This is a genomic window from Frankia sp. QA3 (genome assembly GCF_000262465.1).
Lineage (GTDB): Bacteria > Actinomycetota > Actinomycetes > Frankiales > Frankiaceae > Frankia.
Map to the genome: position 1 here is coordinate 796992 of NZ_CM001489.1, position 15242 is coordinate 812233.

The 15242-nt window shown below is 73.7% G+C and carries 15 protein-coding genes; 8 read left to right on the plus strand and 7 right to left on the minus strand.

Going from position 1 to position 15242, the window contains the following annotated elements:
• Positions 1-119 precede the first annotated feature (119 nt).
• Complete coding sequence (locus FRAQA3DRAFT_RS03130; RefSeq protein WP_009737619.1) at positions 120-1334, minus strand: RtcB family protein; 1215 nt, start codon at positions 1332-1334, stop codon at positions 120-122.
• Positions 1335-1815: 481 nt separating this feature from the next.
• Positions 1816-2214: a protealysin inhibitor emfourin gene (locus tag FRAQA3DRAFT_RS03135; protein WP_063820778.1), complete on the minus strand. Its 399-nt coding sequence runs from the start codon at positions 2212-2214 to the stop codon at positions 1816-1818.
• Between the two features lie 448 nt (positions 2215-2662).
• Here FRAQA3DRAFT_RS03135 and FRAQA3DRAFT_RS03140 point away from each other — a divergent pair, with 448 nt between their 5' ends.
• The 3 genes from FRAQA3DRAFT_RS03140 to FRAQA3DRAFT_RS03150 all read left to right on the plus strand — a co-directional run bounded on the left by FRAQA3DRAFT_RS03140 (position 2663) and on the right by FRAQA3DRAFT_RS03150 (position 6418).
• Positions 2663-3847, plus strand: coding sequence for a thiamine pyrophosphate-dependent enzyme (locus FRAQA3DRAFT_RS03140; protein WP_009737621.1), 1185 nt, complete (start codon positions 2663-2665; stop codon positions 3845-3847).
• A gap of 251 nt (positions 3848-4098) precedes the next feature.
• Positions 4099-5703, plus strand: a complete 1605-nt coding sequence (locus tag FRAQA3DRAFT_RS03145) for an aldehyde dehydrogenase family protein (protein WP_009737622.1) — start codon at positions 4099-4101, stop codon at positions 5701-5703.
• 250 nt (positions 5704-5953) lie between these two features.
• Entirely contained in the window at positions 5954-6418 is a 465-nt protein-coding gene (locus FRAQA3DRAFT_RS03150; protein WP_232291895.1) for an LppP/LprE family lipoprotein, read from the plus strand.
• A 162-nt stretch (positions 6419-6580) separates the two neighbouring features.
• Here FRAQA3DRAFT_RS03150 and FRAQA3DRAFT_RS03155 read toward each other — a convergent pair whose 3' ends face one another.
• Both FRAQA3DRAFT_RS03155 and mce read right to left on the minus strand, forming a co-directional pair.
• Positions 6581-7240 (minus strand): NAD(P)H-binding protein, encoded by a 660-nt coding sequence (locus FRAQA3DRAFT_RS03155; RefSeq protein ID WP_009737624.1) that lies wholly within the window; start codon positions 7238-7240, stop codon positions 6581-6583.
• A gap of 90 nt (positions 7241-7330) precedes the next feature.
• Positions 7331-7756 carry a methylmalonyl-CoA epimerase gene (gene mce, locus FRAQA3DRAFT_RS03160; RefSeq protein WP_009737625.1) on the minus strand — a complete coding sequence of 142 codons (426 nt, stop codon included), beginning with the start codon at positions 7754-7756 and terminating at the stop codon, positions 7331-7333.
• Positions 7757-8128: 372 nt separating this feature from the next.
• On the opposite strand from mce, the gene FRAQA3DRAFT_RS03165 reads away from it, so the two are divergent.
• The 4 genes from FRAQA3DRAFT_RS03165 (at position 8129) to FRAQA3DRAFT_RS03180 (ending at position 11032) form a co-directional block, all read left to right on the plus strand.
• Positions 8129-8563: a MerR family transcriptional regulator gene (locus FRAQA3DRAFT_RS03165; protein WP_009737626.1), complete on the plus strand. Its 435-nt coding sequence runs from the start codon at positions 8129-8131 to the stop codon at positions 8561-8563.
• Positions 8564-8932: 369 nt separating this feature from the next.
• Entirely contained in the window at positions 8933-9496 is a 564-nt protein-coding gene (locus tag FRAQA3DRAFT_RS03170) for a MerR family transcriptional regulator (RefSeq protein WP_009737627.1), read from the plus strand.
• Positions 9497-9695: 199 nt separating this feature from the next.
• The gene (locus tag FRAQA3DRAFT_RS03175; RefSeq protein WP_009737628.1) at positions 9696-10409 is read left to right on the plus strand and encodes an ATP-dependent Clp protease proteolytic subunit; all 714 of its coding nucleotides are present in this window, start codon (positions 9696-9698) and stop codon (positions 10407-10409) included.
• Positions 10406-11032: an ATP-dependent Clp protease proteolytic subunit gene (locus FRAQA3DRAFT_RS03180; protein WP_009737629.1), complete on the plus strand. Its 627-nt coding sequence runs from the start codon at positions 10406-10408 to the stop codon at positions 11030-11032. The genes FRAQA3DRAFT_RS03175 and FRAQA3DRAFT_RS03180 overlap by 4 nt, the downstream gene beginning before the upstream one ends.
• 176 nt (positions 11033-11208) lie before the next feature.
• Here the strand turns inward: FRAQA3DRAFT_RS03180 and FRAQA3DRAFT_RS03185 are convergent, their stop codons facing one another.
• The 3 genes from FRAQA3DRAFT_RS03185 to FRAQA3DRAFT_RS03195 form a co-directional block, all read right to left on the minus strand.
• Positions 11209-12294 carry an LLM class flavin-dependent oxidoreductase gene (locus tag FRAQA3DRAFT_RS03185; RefSeq protein ID WP_009737630.1) on the minus strand — a complete coding sequence of 362 codons (1086 nt, stop codon included), beginning with the start codon at positions 12292-12294 and terminating at the stop codon, positions 11209-11211.
• Between the two features lie 25 nt (positions 12295-12319).
• Positions 12320-13054 (minus strand): helix-turn-helix domain-containing protein, encoded by a 735-nt coding sequence (locus FRAQA3DRAFT_RS31185; RefSeq protein WP_083873721.1) that lies wholly within the window; start codon positions 13052-13054, stop codon positions 12320-12322.
• Between the two features lie 71 nt (positions 13055-13125).
• Entirely contained in the window at positions 13126-14286 is a 1161-nt protein-coding gene (locus tag FRAQA3DRAFT_RS03195; protein WP_009737632.1) for an acetamidase/formamidase family protein, read from the minus strand.
• Positions 14287-14404: 118 nt separating this feature from the next.
• On the opposite strand from FRAQA3DRAFT_RS03195, the gene FRAQA3DRAFT_RS03200 reads away from it, so the two are divergent.
• Positions 14405-15241, plus strand: a complete 837-nt coding sequence (locus FRAQA3DRAFT_RS03200; RefSeq protein ID WP_009737633.1) for a cysteine hydrolase family protein — start codon at positions 14405-14407, stop codon at positions 15239-15241.
• Position 15242 lies beyond the last annotated feature (1 nt).

The following is a 15242-nucleotide window of genomic DNA, read 5'->3' on the forward strand; positions in this document are numbered from 1 at the left end:
CGCGGGAGAGATGGCCGGACGGGGACGAGCTGGTCGGGGTCGCCCACACGGGGAGCGTCCGTTGAGGTCGCGGGGGCCGCCGTCCGAATCCGACGGCCCCCGCGCAGGGGGCGTGGAGTTCAGCCCTTCACGCAGAGCACCGCGCGCAGCGTAGCGACGATCTCGACGAGGTCGCTCTGGCGGGCGAGGACGGTGTCGATGTCCTTGTACGCCGCGGGGATCTCGTCGAGGACGCCGGCGTCCTTGCGGCATTCCACGCCGCGGGTCTGGGCGGCGAGGTCGTCGACGGTGAACGTCCGCCGGGCCCGGTTGCGGCTCATCGTGCGGCCGGCACCGTGGCTGGCGGAATGGAACGAGTCGGGGTTTCCCCGTCCGCGCACCAGGTAGGACCGGGTTCCCATCGAACCGGGGATGATGCCGTATTCCCCTTCCCGGGCGGAGATGGCGCCCTTGCGGGTGACGAGCACATCGGCGCCGAAGTGGTGCTCCTCGGCGACGTAGTTGTGGTGGCAGTTCACGAAGGCGAAGTCGCGGTCGCCGGCGTGCGGGCCGTCGGCCGGCGGGGTGGGCACGCGCAGCCCGGGCAGCGGGCCGCGCAGCGCCTCGACGGCCGCGGCGAGCATCAGGTCCCGGTTGCGCCGAGCGTACGTCTGCGCCCAGTCCAGGTCATGGCGGTAGGCGGCCATCTCGGGGGTGCCGGCGAGGAACACGGCGAGATCGCGGTCGGCCAGGCCGGCGTTGTGCTCGAGCTGCTTGGCGACGCGGATGTGGGCCTCGGCGAGTTCCTTGCCGACGTTGCGCGAACCGGAGTGCAGCATGATCCAGACGGCGTCGTCGGTGTCCAGGCACACCTCGAGGAAGTGGTTGCCCGAGCCGAGGGTGCCCAGCTGGTTCATCGCCCTCGCCAGCCGCCCGGCGACGCGGGGATGCAGCGCGCCGAACGTGTTCCACAGATCGTCCTGGCGCCGGGCCCGCGCGGTCGGCTCCGGGTGGCCGGTCATCCCGACCGGGACGGCCGCCTCCAGCGCGGCCCGCAGCGGACCCAGGTCATCGGGCAGATCGGCCGCGGTGAGGTTGGTCCGCGCCGCGGCCATCCCGCAGCCGATGTCGACCCCGACGGCGGCGGGGGAGACTGCGTCGCGCAGGGCGATCACGGAGCCGACCGTGGCGCCGTAGCCGAGGTGCACGTCGGGCATCACCGCGACATGGTGATGGATGTAGGGCAGGGACGCGACATTGCGAAGCTGGTCCAGCGCGGCGCTCTCGACCTCCTCGGGCCGGGTCCACAGCCAGATCGGATGCGCCGCTGCGCCGAGCGTCGCGACGGGGCTCATCGGTTGGTTCCTACTCTCGACGGAGGGTGTGGTCCGTGCTGTTCACTTCTTGCCGACCGAAGACATTCTGCCCGTCGGCCGGAAATTTCGCGGGCGCTCCGGAATCAGGACCTCGCACCGGGAGCTCCCGCGCCGGTCCGTCGCCGGACGGTTGGGAACAAGCTGGCCGGGGGCGGATCCCACCAGCCGCGGAAATCTGGCTGCAAGAATCCAGGCCCCGGTTCACGTGCCCGCCGCCGACTTCGGCGGACGTGCCGGCCCGGTCCGGAAATCCGAATCGAGACCGTTCCGCTCCGCCTGTTCAGGATGCCTGCTTCACCGCCGTCCGGCGAATGATTTTCCGGCGCCGGGCCCTGGCGGGCGAGGCCCGGCGCACCAGGGTGGCCGCCGGGCGCGGCCGGTGATGCGGACGAGCAGGCCCGAGCAGGCCCGAGCAGGCCCGGCGGGGGGCGGACCGGCGCCCCCGCGGCCGGCCGGCGGGTCAGCGCAGCGTGTCGCGGCCACGGGCCGGCAGCAGGGGGGCGACCCGCAGCAGGGCCAGCAGCGGCCGCAGTTCCTCGGGGGCCGGCTCGGAGAAGGTCCGCACGGTGCGCTCGCCCTGCTGGTCGCCCTCCGGGGCGTAGTCGACCTCCAGGGTGTAGATGAAGCGGTCCGCGCCCCCGACCGGCCCACGTTCGGCCGGCGCACCCCGCGGCATGGCACCCCCGGCCCGCCGGCCCGACCCGTCGTCCGGGGGGACCGCCCCGCGCACCAGCTCGCGCAGCCGGACCGCCTCCGCCGCGGGCAGGTCGGCGCTGTCCAGCCCCCGCCGGATCGGCCGTCCCAGCAGCCCGCCGGACCGTTCCAACGCCACGCGGACGCGTCCTGCCTCGCCTGCCATGCCGCCATTGTGCGCCGGGACCGGCCGGGGGTCCGCCCCGCACCGGGCGTCCGTCGGACCGGTCGGACGCGCCGATCAGAAGCGCGCTGCCCCCTTTTCGGCCGGCCGACTCCGGGTGGATCTCCCCGGGTGGGGCGGGTGGGGCGCAGGCTCAGGTCTCGCCGGGCTCCGGCCGAAATATTCTCCTTACCTGCGGGCGCCGTAAGGCCGCTCGAGTTTCGTGTGAGTTCACAACCGGGCTGTTTCTCTCTCGATGGTTTCCGATCGTAGGACGTCCTTGGAATCCCGGCCGGCCGGCGGGGTAGGAGTACGGCGTGAATGAATCGAGGCGATCCGATGTTCTCGGCGATCCCGGACCGCGTACTGTCTTACCGGTATACCACTCTTTTTTCGATGGTTTCCGATCGTAGGACGTCCTTCGATCCTCCGGTGGGGGAGAGGTACTCATATGAATGTCGTACGCGGGCCGGAGCTGATTGCGGAGCGACCGGCGCGGCCACCGGAACCGGTACCGGTGGCGGCCGCACCCCCGGCGGCGCCGTTCCCGGCGCAGGAGCCGGGCGACTCCGGCGTCCGGCTGCTGGCGCCGGATGGCACGCGGGTCACCGACCCGCGCTTCGACGCCCTCGCCGACCACGATCTGTGCCGGGAGTTCTACACGTCCATGGTGCTGGCGCGCCGCCTGGACGAGGAGGCCACGGCCCTGCAGCGGCAGGGTGAGCTGGTGCTGTGGATCCCGCTGCGCGGGCAGGAGGCGGCGCAGGTCGGTTCCGCGGCGGCGGTCCGGCCGCACGACTTCGTCTTCCCCAGCTACCGCGAGCACGCCGTCGCCTGGCACCGGGGGGTGCCGGCCGGCGAGGTCATCCGCCTGCTGCGCGGGGTGAGCCACGACGGCTGGGACGTGGCGAAGCACAGCATGGCCAACTACACGATCGTCCTCGCGTCGCAGACCCTGCATGCCGTCGGCTACGGCCTGGGCATGGTGCTCGACGGCACGGTCGGCACCGGCGATCCGGACCGCGACGGCGCCGTGCTGGTCTACCTCGGCGACGGCGCGATGAGCCAGGGCGACGCCAACGAGGCGTTCGTGTGGGCGGCGAGCTTCGGCGCGCCGGTGGTGTTCCTCTGCCAGAACAACCAGTGGGCGATCTCCACCCCGGCCCGACGGCAGTCGCCGGTGCAGCTGGCGCGGCGCGCCGACGGGTTCGGCTTCCCCGGCGTGCGTGTCGACGGCAACGACGTGCTCGCCATGCACGCGGTCACCACCTGGGCGCTCGAGCATGCCCGCGGCGGGGGCGGCCCGGTCCTCATCGAGGCCAACACCTACCGGATGGCGCCGCACACCACCTCCGACGACGCGACCCGCTACCAGCCGGCCGAGGAGCTCGTGCTCTGGCGGGCGCGGGACCCCATCGAGCGACTGCGGCTGCTGCTGGCCGCCGACGTGGCCGCCGGCTGGTTCGACGAGGTCCGCGAGCGCGCCGACGACGCCGCGGCCGACCTGCGCCGCGAATGCCTCGCCATGGACCCGCCGGCCGCGGTGACCACATTCGGCAACGTCTACGCCGACGAAACCGCCGACCTGCGAGCCCAGCGGGAATGGTTCACCACTTACCGGGACTCCTTCCTGTAGCCCACCCGTTCCGGCAGCTCCCACCGTTCCGGCAGCCTCCACCCGTTCCGGCAGTCCTACGAATTCCGGTAGTCCTACCCGGTCAGCACGGGACGCCGGCCGGTCGACCTTGGCCCGTGCGCGACCTATCCTTTCCCGGGGAGGTTTTTCAGGAGGGAAGGTCCGCGACGACCACTGAGGGGCATGCGGTGCGACAGTCTGTGACGACCTCGCCGGGCGAGGCGGCTGGTCCCGGGGCGGAGGTGGCGGCCGTGCCCGACCAGCCGGCCGCGAGCGGCGCCCCGACCCCTCTCGTCGGCGCCGGCACCGGCGCGCCCCCGGGCGGTGCGGCTGATCCGGCCGCCGCGACGGTCAGCGCGCCCGAGGCGACGTTCGCCTCCACGAACCCGGTCACCGGCGCGGTCGTGGGCCACTTCCCGGTGGCCTCCCCGCAGCGGGTCTCGGCCGCGGTGGCGGCGGCCCGCGCAGCCGCTCCCTGGTGGGCCGGGCTCGGCGCCGCCGGGCGGCGCGAGCACCTGCTGCGCTGGGCCGCCCACCTCGCCCGCCACGACGGCGAGCTCGTCGAGCTGCTGCACGCGGAGAACGGCAAGACCGCCGCCGACGCCCGCATCGAACTCCTGCTCACCCTGGAGCACATCCGCTGGGCGGCCCGCAACGCCGGGCGGGTACTGCGCACGCGTCGAGTTTTGCCCGGCCCGTTCCTGGCCAACCACACCGCCCGGGTGGAGTACCGCCCCCTCGGGGTCGTCGGGGTGATCGGGCCGTGGAACTACCCGCTGCTGACCCCGGTCGGCTCGATCGCCTACGCCCTCGCCGCCGGCAACCCGGTGGTGTTCAAGCCCAGTGAGTACACATCGGCGCTGGGCAGCCGGCTGGCGGAGGCCTTCGCCGCCGCGAACCCGGCCGCCCCCACCGGGGTGCTGGGCGTGGTCACCGGGTTCGGCGCCACCGGCGCCGCGCTCTGCGCCGCCGGCGTCGACAAGATCGCCTTCACCGGTTCCGTGGCCAGCGGCCGCAAGGTGATGGCGGCGTGCGCGCAGTCGCTGACCCCGGTCGTCATCGAGTGCGGCGGCAAGGATCCGTGCATCGTCGCCGACGACGCCGACGTGGTCGCCGCCGCCCACGCGGCCGCCTGGGGGGCGATGTCGAACGCCGGGCAGACCTGCGCCGGCGTCGAACGGATCTACGTCACCGCGGCCGTCGCCGAGCCGTTCCTCGCCGAGCTCCGCCGGGCCCTGGCCGGCGTGCGGCCGGGCGGCGAACCGGACGCCTCCTACGGCCCGATGACGATGCCCGGCCAGGCCGCCGTCGTGCGCCGCCACGTCGCCGACGCGCTGGCCCGCGGCGCGACGGCCCTGCTCGGCGGCGTCGAGGCGGTGGGCGGGACCTTCATCTCCCCGATCGTCCTCGTCGACGTCCCCGAGGACAGCCCCGCCGTGCAGGAGGAAACCTTCGGCCCGGTGGTCACGGTGCGCACCGTCGCCGACGTCGACGAGGCCGTCGCCCTGGCCAACGGCACCCCGTACGCGCTGGGCGCGACGGTGTTCTCCCGCCGTCGCGGCGACGAGATCGCCCGCCGACTCGACGCCGGCATGGTGTCCGTCAACGCCGTGCTCTCCTTCGCCGGGATCCCCGCCCTGCCCTTCGGCGGCAGCGGCGAGAGCGGTTTCGGCCGGGTGCACGGGGCCGAGGGGCTGCGCGAGTTCGTCCGCCCCCGCTCCGTGGCCACGCTGCGCCTGCGGCTGCCCGGCACGACGCTGACCGCCTTCCAGCGCCCGCCCGGGCTGCTGGCCGCGGTCAGCTGGGCCGCCCGCCGCCGCCACGGCCGCGCCCCGGCCGCCCCTCCCGGCCGCTGACCCGCGCCCCGCGACAGCCTCACACCCCGCGGCAGCCCGCCACCCGGCGACGACGGCGCCGACTCCCGACTCGCGTGGGACACACCCGACATGGGGCACGCCGACCGTCGGGCGATTGCGGTCGAACCGGGCGACATACCGCCCATAGGCCCTGCCGGGGCGGCGGCCGTCGAACAGGGCATCTAGCGTGGTCGGGTCAACACGGAACCTGGGGGTTCTCATGACTCTACGTCGCGGACTTGCCGTTTCAGTGCTGATCGGTGCACTCGTGCTGGTAGGCGGGCTCACCGGTAGCGCCTCGGCTGCGCCGAACGCGGTGGGGACGCCCGCGCTCAGCGTCGCTAAGGCGTCGTCGGTCGTGCGCGCCGCCGGCTATACGCCGATCTCTCTCGGCGGCTACGACCAGAACAACGACCTCAGCGTGATCGTCGGGCTGCGTTCGACCTCCGCGGACGGGCACCCGCAGCGGGCGTTCCTCTTCCACCGCGGGGCGTTCGTCGGCTACGACTCGCCTCAGCCGAGCGCGACGATCCGCTGGATCTGGTCCACCGACCGGGTGGTGGCCCTGCAGTACGACCTGTACAAGCCGGGCGATCCGATGTGCTGCCCGACGGCTGGGGGGGCCACGGTCCGCTACCAGTGGAACGGCCGCTCGGTGACGCCGCTCGACCCGATCCCGAGCGCAGCCTTCTCCGCCCCGGCGAGCCGCCGCTGACCGTTCTCCGGCACCCGCGGGGCGGCAGCCCGCGGGTGCCGTCCGGCGGCGGCCCGGCCTTTCCAGAGGGACGAATCGGACACGAAAGCCTCTGGAAAGACACGGGAGAGGGCAAGCCGGACGCGCCGGTGCCGGCGACTGTCCCGAGGCGCGGCGCGCGGGTCAGGCGGAGGTGAGCTCCGTGACGGCCCGCGCCACCGGCGTCTCGCCGCTGACCAGCCCGGCCGTGATCCCGGCTGTGCCGGGTGCGGTGAGCAGCGCGGCGAGCACCGCGGCCACGTCCTCGCGGGCAATCGCGCCGCGGTCCACCCCCGGGGCGAGTCGCACCCGGCCGGTCGGGTCGTCGTCGGTCAGCCGGCCCGGGCGCACGATGGTCCAGTCCAGATCGCGGCCGCGGATCGTCTCCTCGGCCGCGGCCTTGGCCCGCAGGTAGGCCGCGAAGACCGTGTCCGTGCCCGGCGGCGGCGGCCCATCGACCCCGACCGAGGAGACCAGCAGGTAGCGACGTACCCCGGCGAGCTGCGCCGCGTCGGCGAGCAGCACCGCGCCGGCACGGTCGACGGTGTCCTTGCGGGCCGCGCCGCTGCCCGGTCCCGCGCCCGCCGCAAAGACGACGGCGTCCGCGCCACGCACGTGCTGCGCCAGCGTCGCGGCGTCGATCGACTCCAGGTCGGCGACGACCGGCTCGGCGCCCGCCGCGCGCACGTCGTCGCGCTGGTCCGGGTTGCGGATCAGCCCGATCACCGTCGCGTCCTGCCCGCGCAGCCGGTGGCTCAGCCCTCGGGCTATCCGGCCGTGCGCACCCGCAATCACGATCCGCACCCGCTGCTCCTCCCTGTCGTCTCGCGCTCCTGTCCCACCGGGCTCCCGCCGCGCGGCATGTGGGACGGTGCCTTGCGCGGGTGCGTCGACTCAGTGGCCCTCGGCGGCCTCGACCAGCTCGGTCAGCACCCCGCCGAGCCCCTTGGGGTGGATGAACGCGATCCGGCTGCCGGCGGTGCCGTGCACGGGCGTCTTGTTGACCAGGTCGAAGCCGGTGGTGGTCAGCGCGGCCAGGGCGCTGTCGATGTCAGCCACGCCGTAGGCGATGTGGTGGATGCCGGGTCCTCGCTTGGCCAGGAACTTCCCTACCGGGCTGTCCTCGCGCAGCGGCTCGAGCAGCTGGACGTAGGAGTTGCCGACCTCGCCGCTGTGCACCAGCAGCATCGCCTCGCGCACGCCCTGGCGGTCGTTGTCCTCCTGGTGCACGACCTTGAGGCCGAACGCCTCCTCGTAGCGCGGAATCGCCTCGGCCAGCGAAGCCACCGCGATCCCGACGTGGTCGATCCTGGTCAGCACAACGCTCTCCTCGCTCCACCGGCCCGGCGGCCGGATCCTGCCGATGATGATGCCCGCGACGGGCGGCGTCCGGGCTCGGCCTCGCCGCAGAGCTCGGCCCCGAGGAAGAGATTGCCCGTTCGCGATCCCCGCGTCGACCGATGCGGGCCGGTGGCGCGGGTGACGGCGGTCGCGGCGGTGTTCGAGGCGGGCCCGCACGGCCGGCGGCACGGCCGGCCTGGACGTCGCCTCCGCAGACCGGGTCGGCCGGTCGTCCGTCCGGGGGCGCACGGTGAGCCGAAGCGACCCGTATCGGCTCGCTGTCCGGAACGTCGTAGAGTCGTGTGTTATCAGCCTTGCTCCCGGCGTCGAGCCACTAACGTTAGGGTCACCTTGTCCACGACGCGTCGCGATCCATCCGCGTTCCGCGCGGCCCGCGGAACCACGTATCAGATAGGTGAGGTGGCCGAGCGGGTCGGGCTCTCGTTGCGCACGGTGCGGTACTACGAGGAGGCCGGGCTGCTCACCATCGCCGGCCGCACGCCCGGCGGTTTCCGTCTTTACGGCGACGCGGCTGTCGACCGGCTGTTGGTCATCAAGAAGATGAAATCCCTCGGGTTCACCCTCGAGGAGATGCGCTCGCTGCTGTCCGTCCGCGATGAGCTGTCCGACCCGAAGATCTCCGATGCCCGCCGGGCCGAGCTGCGCGAGCTGCTGCGCACCTGGGTCGTGCTGGCCGAGGAGAAGCTCGCCACTCTGCGCCAACAGGCCGGTGTCGCCGAGGACTTCGTCATCGGCCTGCACGGCGACGCGGACCGATCGGCGTGACAGACTGCTAGGTGGTTGTCCGCCCGGTGGGCGAGTGCGGGCGTGTCATGCCAGGTCACCGGCTACGGTAGCCGCGTGGGGCACGTTGACCCGCCGAGCCCGCCAGCTACGGTAAGTGATGGAGCAGGCTCTGGTGTATCCCGCGTCGCCCCGCTGCCGGGGGGGTTCGGAGGCTGTGCCGACCCGGTCCTCCGTCCCGCCCTGGTTCCGGGGTGCCCGGCCGCGGCCGCGGCGAGCCGGAATCGCCGTGGACCCGCGGTCCGGCAGCGATTACCAGATCTTTACCGCTTGTCTGTAGCCGCGGATAGCCGACGCGTAGACGCTAGATATCTGAACACCAGCCGCCATGCTCACCTGATAAGGGTTGAATTGTCCACAACCAGCAGCGCCAGGTCTTCCGCCGACGCCCGCGACGGGCGCTACGAGATCGGCGACGTCGCCACTCTGGTGACCTTGTCCCTGCGTACCGCCAGGTTCTACGAGGAGGCAGGCCTTCTTGTCGCCGTGGGCCGCTCGGCGGGCGGTTTTCCGCTCTATGACGATGACGCTCTCGATCGATTCTTTCTGATCAAGAAGATGAAGCCGCTTGGTTTCACGGTGGAGGAGATGCGCTCGCTGCTCACGCTGCGTGAGCGGATCGCGCAGCCGGGACTGTCTCCCCAGCTCCGCGCGGAGCTGCACGACCGGCTGCAGACCTGGGTCAGCCTGGCCGAGGAGAAGCTCGCCTCGCTGCAGGAGCAGGTGCGCCTTGCCGAGGACTTCATGATCGGTCTGCGGGACGACACGGCCCGGTCGTTGCGGACCGACGGCGACGCGGACGGGCCGGCGCGCGACGCCGGCGGTCCGGCCTCGGGATTCGGCGGCGGTCGGCCCGACCTGGACGACTCCTTCCTCGACTTCCTCGACGACCCGCTCGGCGGCGACGACCGCTGACGCCCGGGGCGCGTGCCACGCCGGCCACGCATGCCACGCCGGCCGGCGTGGGGGCCGGGCGCCGCGGCCTGTCTGCCATGAGCAGATCTGCCGCGGGCAGACCGCCGGTCCGCCGAGCGGCTTTCCCGGTGACCCTGGAAGGGCCGGCCCCTCGTCGTGCGCGACGAGTCCCGACCCGGCCGGCGGGAGGACACGTCCCATGATCGACATATCGGCGGCGTACGCGGGGCCCGGTATCGGCCGGCCGCGTCGCCCGGTCGCCCAGGCCGCCACCGGCGCCGCCACCGGCGACGACCAGGTGTTCGGCCGGCTGCTGGAGAACCGCATCGTCTTCCTCGGCGCCGTGGTGGAGGACGCCGTCGCCAACGCGATCAGCGCGAAGCTGCTGCTGCTCGCCGCCGAGGACCCGACCTCCGACATCCACCTCTACATCAACTCGCCGGGCGGTTCGGTGAGCGCCGGCATGGCGATCTACGACACGATGCAGTACATCGGCAACGACGTGGCCACCGTCGCGCTCGGCTTCGCCGGTTCGATGGGCCAGTTCCTGCTCTGCGCCGGTGCCGCCGGCAAGCGGTACGCCCTCCCGCACGCGCGGATCATGATGCACCAGCCGCACGGCGGCATCGGCGGCACGGCCGCGGACATCTCCATCCAGGCCGAGCAGATGCTGTACACGAAGCGGACGCTGCAGCAGCGCATCGCCTTCCACAGCGGGCAGACCGTCGAGCAGATCGAGGCCGACTCCGACCGCGACCGGTGGTTCACCGCCGAGGAGGCCCGCGACTACGGGCTGGTCGACCACGTCGTCGAACGGGCCGACCAGGTGCCCAGCGGCGTCGGCGGCGCCGGGATCGGCCCGCGCCGCGCGGCCGGCCGCACCGGCTTCGGCCCGGCGGGGAGCGCCCGGTGAGCGCCGCCCGCCATGTGCTGCCCAACATCGTGGAGCGGACGTCGCGCGGCGAGTACTCGATGGATCCGTACTCGAAGCTGCTCAAGGAGCGGATCGTCTTCCTCGGCGTGCAGATCGACGATGTGTCGGCGAACGACGTGATGGCGCAGCTGCTGTTCCTGGAGTCGGAGGATCCGGACCGGGACATCTCGATCTACATCAACTCGCCGGGTGGGTCGTTCACGTCGTTGACGGCGATCTACGACACGATGCAGTTCGTGCGGCCGGACATCTCGACGATCTGCATGGGGCAGGCGGCGTCGGCGGCGGCGGTGCTGCTGGCGGCCGGAGCGCCGGGCAAGCGGTTCGCGCTGGCCAACAGCCGGATCCTGATCCACCAGCCGTCGGCGCAGGGGGAGGGCCAGTCCAGCGACCTGGAGATCCAGGCCCGCGAGATCCTGCGGGTGCGCGCCCTGCAGGAGACCCTGCTCGCCCGGCACACCGGCCGCAGCGAGACCGAGATCCGCCGCGACACCGAACGCGACAAGATCTTCGGCGCCGCCGAGGCTCGGGACTACGGCCTGATCGACGACGTCATCACCAGCCGCAAGTCCTCCTCCCGCCGCATCTCCGGCGCCGCCTGACCCTCACCCCGGTGATCCGGCCGCTGATAATTCCACCAGGCCGGATCACCGGGCCACCGGTTTCTGATTACGTAGCGCGTTCACCTGAAACGCTTCTGGTGCCAGCAGCGTGGACCTCCACCGCAGCTCGACGGCAGGCAGCCGGAGCTGTGGCTGTATCTGCCGCGGGAGGCTGGTCAGCCTGCGGACGCGGGCTCGGCGGCCTCGGGCCGGGCCGGTGCCCACGGCCACGGCGGGTCGGGGATGCTGCGGCGCAGCGCCGGGGCCACCTCGGACTGGAACAGTTCCAGGCTCGCCCGGTGCTCGGCGGCGGGCAGGCCGCCGGCCTCGGCGTGCAGGTGCAGCACGCTGTGGCCGAACTGCTCGTGGTAGCGGTGCACCTTGTCGATGATCTGCTGGGGGCTGCCGATCAGCGCGGAGCTGCGTTCGATGAAGTCCTCGAGCGTCGGGAACACCGGCTCCATCCCCATCGAACGCTGGAAGGCGAGCTGCCCGGCGAACACGGGCGCGTAGGCGGCGACGGCGTCCTGGGAGCGAGGCGCCACGTGGAAACCGGCCGTGCCGGCGCCGACCGCGGCCAGCGCCGGGTCGTGGCCGTACTCCGCCCAGCGCTGCCGGTAGTAGTGGACCAGCTCGGCGTAGGGCTCGATCGGGTTGGTGACGTTGGCGGAGAACAGCGGGTCGCCGTAGCGGGCGGCGAGGTCGACCGACTCGCGGCTGGTGGCGCTGCCGTGCCAGACCCGGATCGGCTGCTGGAACGGGCGGGGCCAGACCTCGGCCTCGTGCAGCGCGGGCCGGTACCGCGGCTGCGCGGTGATCGTGTCCTGCCGCCAGATCCGCCGGAACAGCTCATAGGACTCGGCGTTGCGCTCCCACTGGTCCTCGGGAGTGACGTTGAACAGCTCCCGCTGCGCCGTGCCGTTGCCCTTGCCGATGATCAGCTCGAGGCGGCCGTCGGAGAGGTTGTCGAGGGTGGCGTAGTCCTCGTAGGCGCGCACCGGGTCGAGCAGGCTCAGGGTCGTCACCGCGGTGAACAGCCGGATGCGCGAGGTGCGGGCCGCGAGGTGGCTGAGCACGACCGGCGGCGAGGAGGAGATGAACGGCCGTTCGTGGCGCTCACCGACGCCGAACCCGTCGAAACCCAGCTCCTCGGCCAGCACCGCGCTGTCGACCACCTCGCGTAACCGGTCCCGGGTGGACGGCGTGACGCCGGTGATCGGGTCCGGCCGATGGACGATCAGGGTGATGACCAGGAATCGCATGATGCCCCCTCACAGCGTTCGACGGTCAGCCTGCCGAGCAGACCCGGGCTGACCGCCGGGTGGTCCGCCCGACCCGCCCAGCGGGGCGCCGCGGAACCACCGGTGGGCAGGACCGGCCGGCCGGCGCGGGGCAACCGCGGCGGGCGGCGCGGATCGCTCCGGCGGCGAGGCGGTGGGAGGAGCGGCGAGCGGCCCGCGTGCCGGCCGGGACGACGACGCGGCCGGCGCCGAGCACCGCCTCGAACCCGGCCGAGAGCCCCAGGTTCGGGGACACGCCGTGCTGGTACGCCGGGGAGCCGAGCGCCGCACCGGCGGTGGGGCCGTCGCCGTCCCAGGCCGCCGCCGCGTCCACCGCGAGCGGGCCGCCCACCCCGGCGGGGCCGCCGGCGGTGGCACGGGGTTCGAACGGCCGCGACCTCCGCCTCGGGGGCGCGACGCCGAGGCGGGCCGTGACCGGCCGGCCGACCTCGGCCGGCGGTGTGGCCGGCGCGGTGGGGGCGATCTCGGGCTCGACCCGGGCGAGTTCGAGGCGTACCTCGTCGAGCAGGTCCGTCAGGCGCACGCCGAGCGCGCGACAGATCGCCGCGAGGATCTCCGAGGAGGCCTCCTTGCGGCCCCGTTCGATCTCGGACAGGTAGGGCATCGACACCAGCGCCGCCGCCGCGACGTCGCGCAGGGTGCGCTGCTGGGCCAGCCGGCGCCGCCGCAGCGCCCGCCCGATCAGCCCGCGCAGCAACGGGACCTCGACCTGCTCGGCCATCGCCACCCGGACCACCCTCCGACGTCCGCGGAACCGTTCCAGGAGCCGAGGGTATCCGCTGCGGCGTCGTCTCATTCGCCGATGTCGCCGTCCGGTCCGCCCAGCCCGCCCAGCCCGCCCGGTCCGCCCGGCCCGTCCGGTCTGCCCAGCCCGCGCAGGTCGGCGCGGCGGATGCAGCAGTGCACGCCGACGACCTGGTCGACCACCTGGCTCACCGCGAAGTCGCCGGCGGCGCTGAGGTAGGCCAGGGCGACGTGCGGCGGCAGCGCGAACCGCTCGCGCAGGAACGCCACGGCGTTGCGGGTGGCCGCGCGCATCGCCTCGCCGAGGTCCGGGTCGAGCCCGGCCACGATGTGCAGCGCGTCGGTCTGCGCCCACGGCGCGCTCAGCGCCCGGGCCGTGCGGCGCACCGTGGCGTCGGAGTGCACGGTCAGGCGCAGCAGGGCGCGCAGCGGCGCCTCGAACGCGGTGAGCGCCACCTCCCCGTCGCCTTGGGCGAAATGCGGATCCCCGGCGTAGAACCACGCGTCCGGGACCTGGACGGGCAGGTACAGGCGGGCGCCGACGCCCAGGTGGCGGATGTCGAGGTTGCCGCCGTGCGGCCCGGGCGGCACCGAATGGACCGGGCCGGTCGTCGCCGCCGCCACCCCCATGATCCCGAGGAAGGGACGCAGCGGGAAGCGGATCTGTCGGCCGTCGCCCACGGGCAGCACCCCGGACTCGCCCCGGGTGTGCGCGACCAGGCACACCGGCGGCACCGCGGCCCCGGGCGGCAGGCCCGGCGGCGCGATCGGCATCTCCCCGGGCAGCGCGCCGCGCCCGTGCCTGTTGCTGATCACCCCGTAGGGGGCCCGGCGGACCAGGTCGAGCACCTCGACCTCCAGGACGTCCCCGGGCCGGGCGCCGGCCACGGCCACCGGGCCGGTGACGACGTGCGGGCCGGCGACGTCCGGCTGGTGGCGCCGGCCGCTGCCCGCCAGCGCCAGCACGTCGTCGAGCAGCCGATCGGCCGGGATGCCGGCGGCGCCGAAGAAGGCCCGCGGGTCGCCGCCCTGGTCGGCCAGCAGGCCCTCGTGGCTGATCGTGTCGATCCGGACGGCCTGCCCGGACGGCACGGTCAGCACCGGCCGGCTCGCCGCGTTCGGCAGCAGCCCCCACCAGACCTCGTCCGGCCGCGCCGGCAGGTACGGCTCGCCCGCGGCAATCCCGACCCCGCTGTGCAGCACAATCACGGCCCGGGACCCTGCCACACCCCGATGTCGGCTTCGTTACCGCGCCACCCGCGCGGTCGCCACCACGACGCAACGGCTCGGTAATGCCGCGGCAAACGACCGCCCACAGGATGTTCGCGTGGTCAACATCCGGCTGGGCGGCCCCCGCAACTCGTGGGCGGTGTCGTCCGATCACGTCGATCTGCGCCGCGCCCCGGTCGAACCGGTGCCGGTCACCGTCGACGCCCGCCCGCAGCGGCTCACCCTCGATCTGGCCCGCACCGCCGTGGTCGTCGTCGACATGCAGAACGACTTCTGCCATCCCGACGGCTGGCTCGCCTCGATCGGCGTCGACATCACCCCGGCGCGGCGGCCCATCGAACCGCTGCGCCGCGCCCTGCCGGTGCTGCGCGCCGCCGGCGTCGCCGTCGTCTGGCTGAACTGGGGCAACCGGCCGGACGCGGCGAACCTGCCGCCCGGCGTGCTGCACGTCTACAACCCGGACGGGGCCGGCGGCGGCATCGGCGCGCCGGCCCGCCCCGGCGGCAGCCCGACGCTGCAGGCCGGCAGCTGGTCGGCGGCGATCGTCGACGAGCTGCGGGCGCCGCCCGGCGACGTGTGCGTCGACAAGTACCGGATGAGCGGCTTCTTCGACACCCCGCTGGACGCCGTGCTGCGCAACCTCATGGTGACGACGCTGCTGTTCGCCGGGGTGAACTCCGACCAGTGCGTGCTGGCCACCCTCACCGACGCGGCCTGCCTCGGCTACGACGTCGTGCTGCTCGAGGACTGCGCGGCGACGACGTCACCGCCGTTCTGCCACGACGCCACCGTCTACAACGTCGCCCAGTGCTTCGGGTTCGTCGCCTCCTCGGCGGCGCTCACCGCCAGCCTCACCGCCACCCTTGCCGACACCCCCGCCGCGCGGCACCCGGCGGCCGCGGCCGGCGTCGCCGACCCCGCCGGGCAGGGGTGAG

What these genes read in the sequence shown, in the direction of transcription:
- FRAQA3DRAFT_RS03130 (WP_009737619.1), bottom strand. Translation starts at nt 1,334, where the DNA reads ATGAGCCCCGTCGCGACGCTCGGCGCAGCGGCGCATCCGATCTGGCTG.
- FRAQA3DRAFT_RS03135 (WP_063820778.1), bottom strand. Translation starts at nt 2,214, where the DNA reads ATGGCAGGCGAGGCAGGACGCGTCCGCGTGGCGTTGGAACGGTCCGGC.
- FRAQA3DRAFT_RS03140 (WP_009737621.1), top strand. Translation starts at nt 2,663, where the DNA reads ATGAATGTCGTACGCGGGCCGGAGCTGATTGCGGAGCGACCGGCGCGG.
- FRAQA3DRAFT_RS03175 (WP_009737628.1), top strand. Translation starts at nt 9,696, where the DNA reads ATGATCGACATATCGGCGGCGTACGCGGGGCCCGGTATCGGCCGGCCG.
- FRAQA3DRAFT_RS03185 (WP_009737630.1), bottom strand. Translation starts at nt 12,294, where the DNA reads ATGCGATTCCTGGTCATCACCCTGATCGTCCATCGGCCGGACCCGATC.
- FRAQA3DRAFT_RS31185 (WP_083873721.1), bottom strand. Translation starts at nt 13,054, where the DNA reads ATGGCCGAGCAGGTCGAGGTCCCGTTGCTGCGCGGGCTGATCGGGCGG.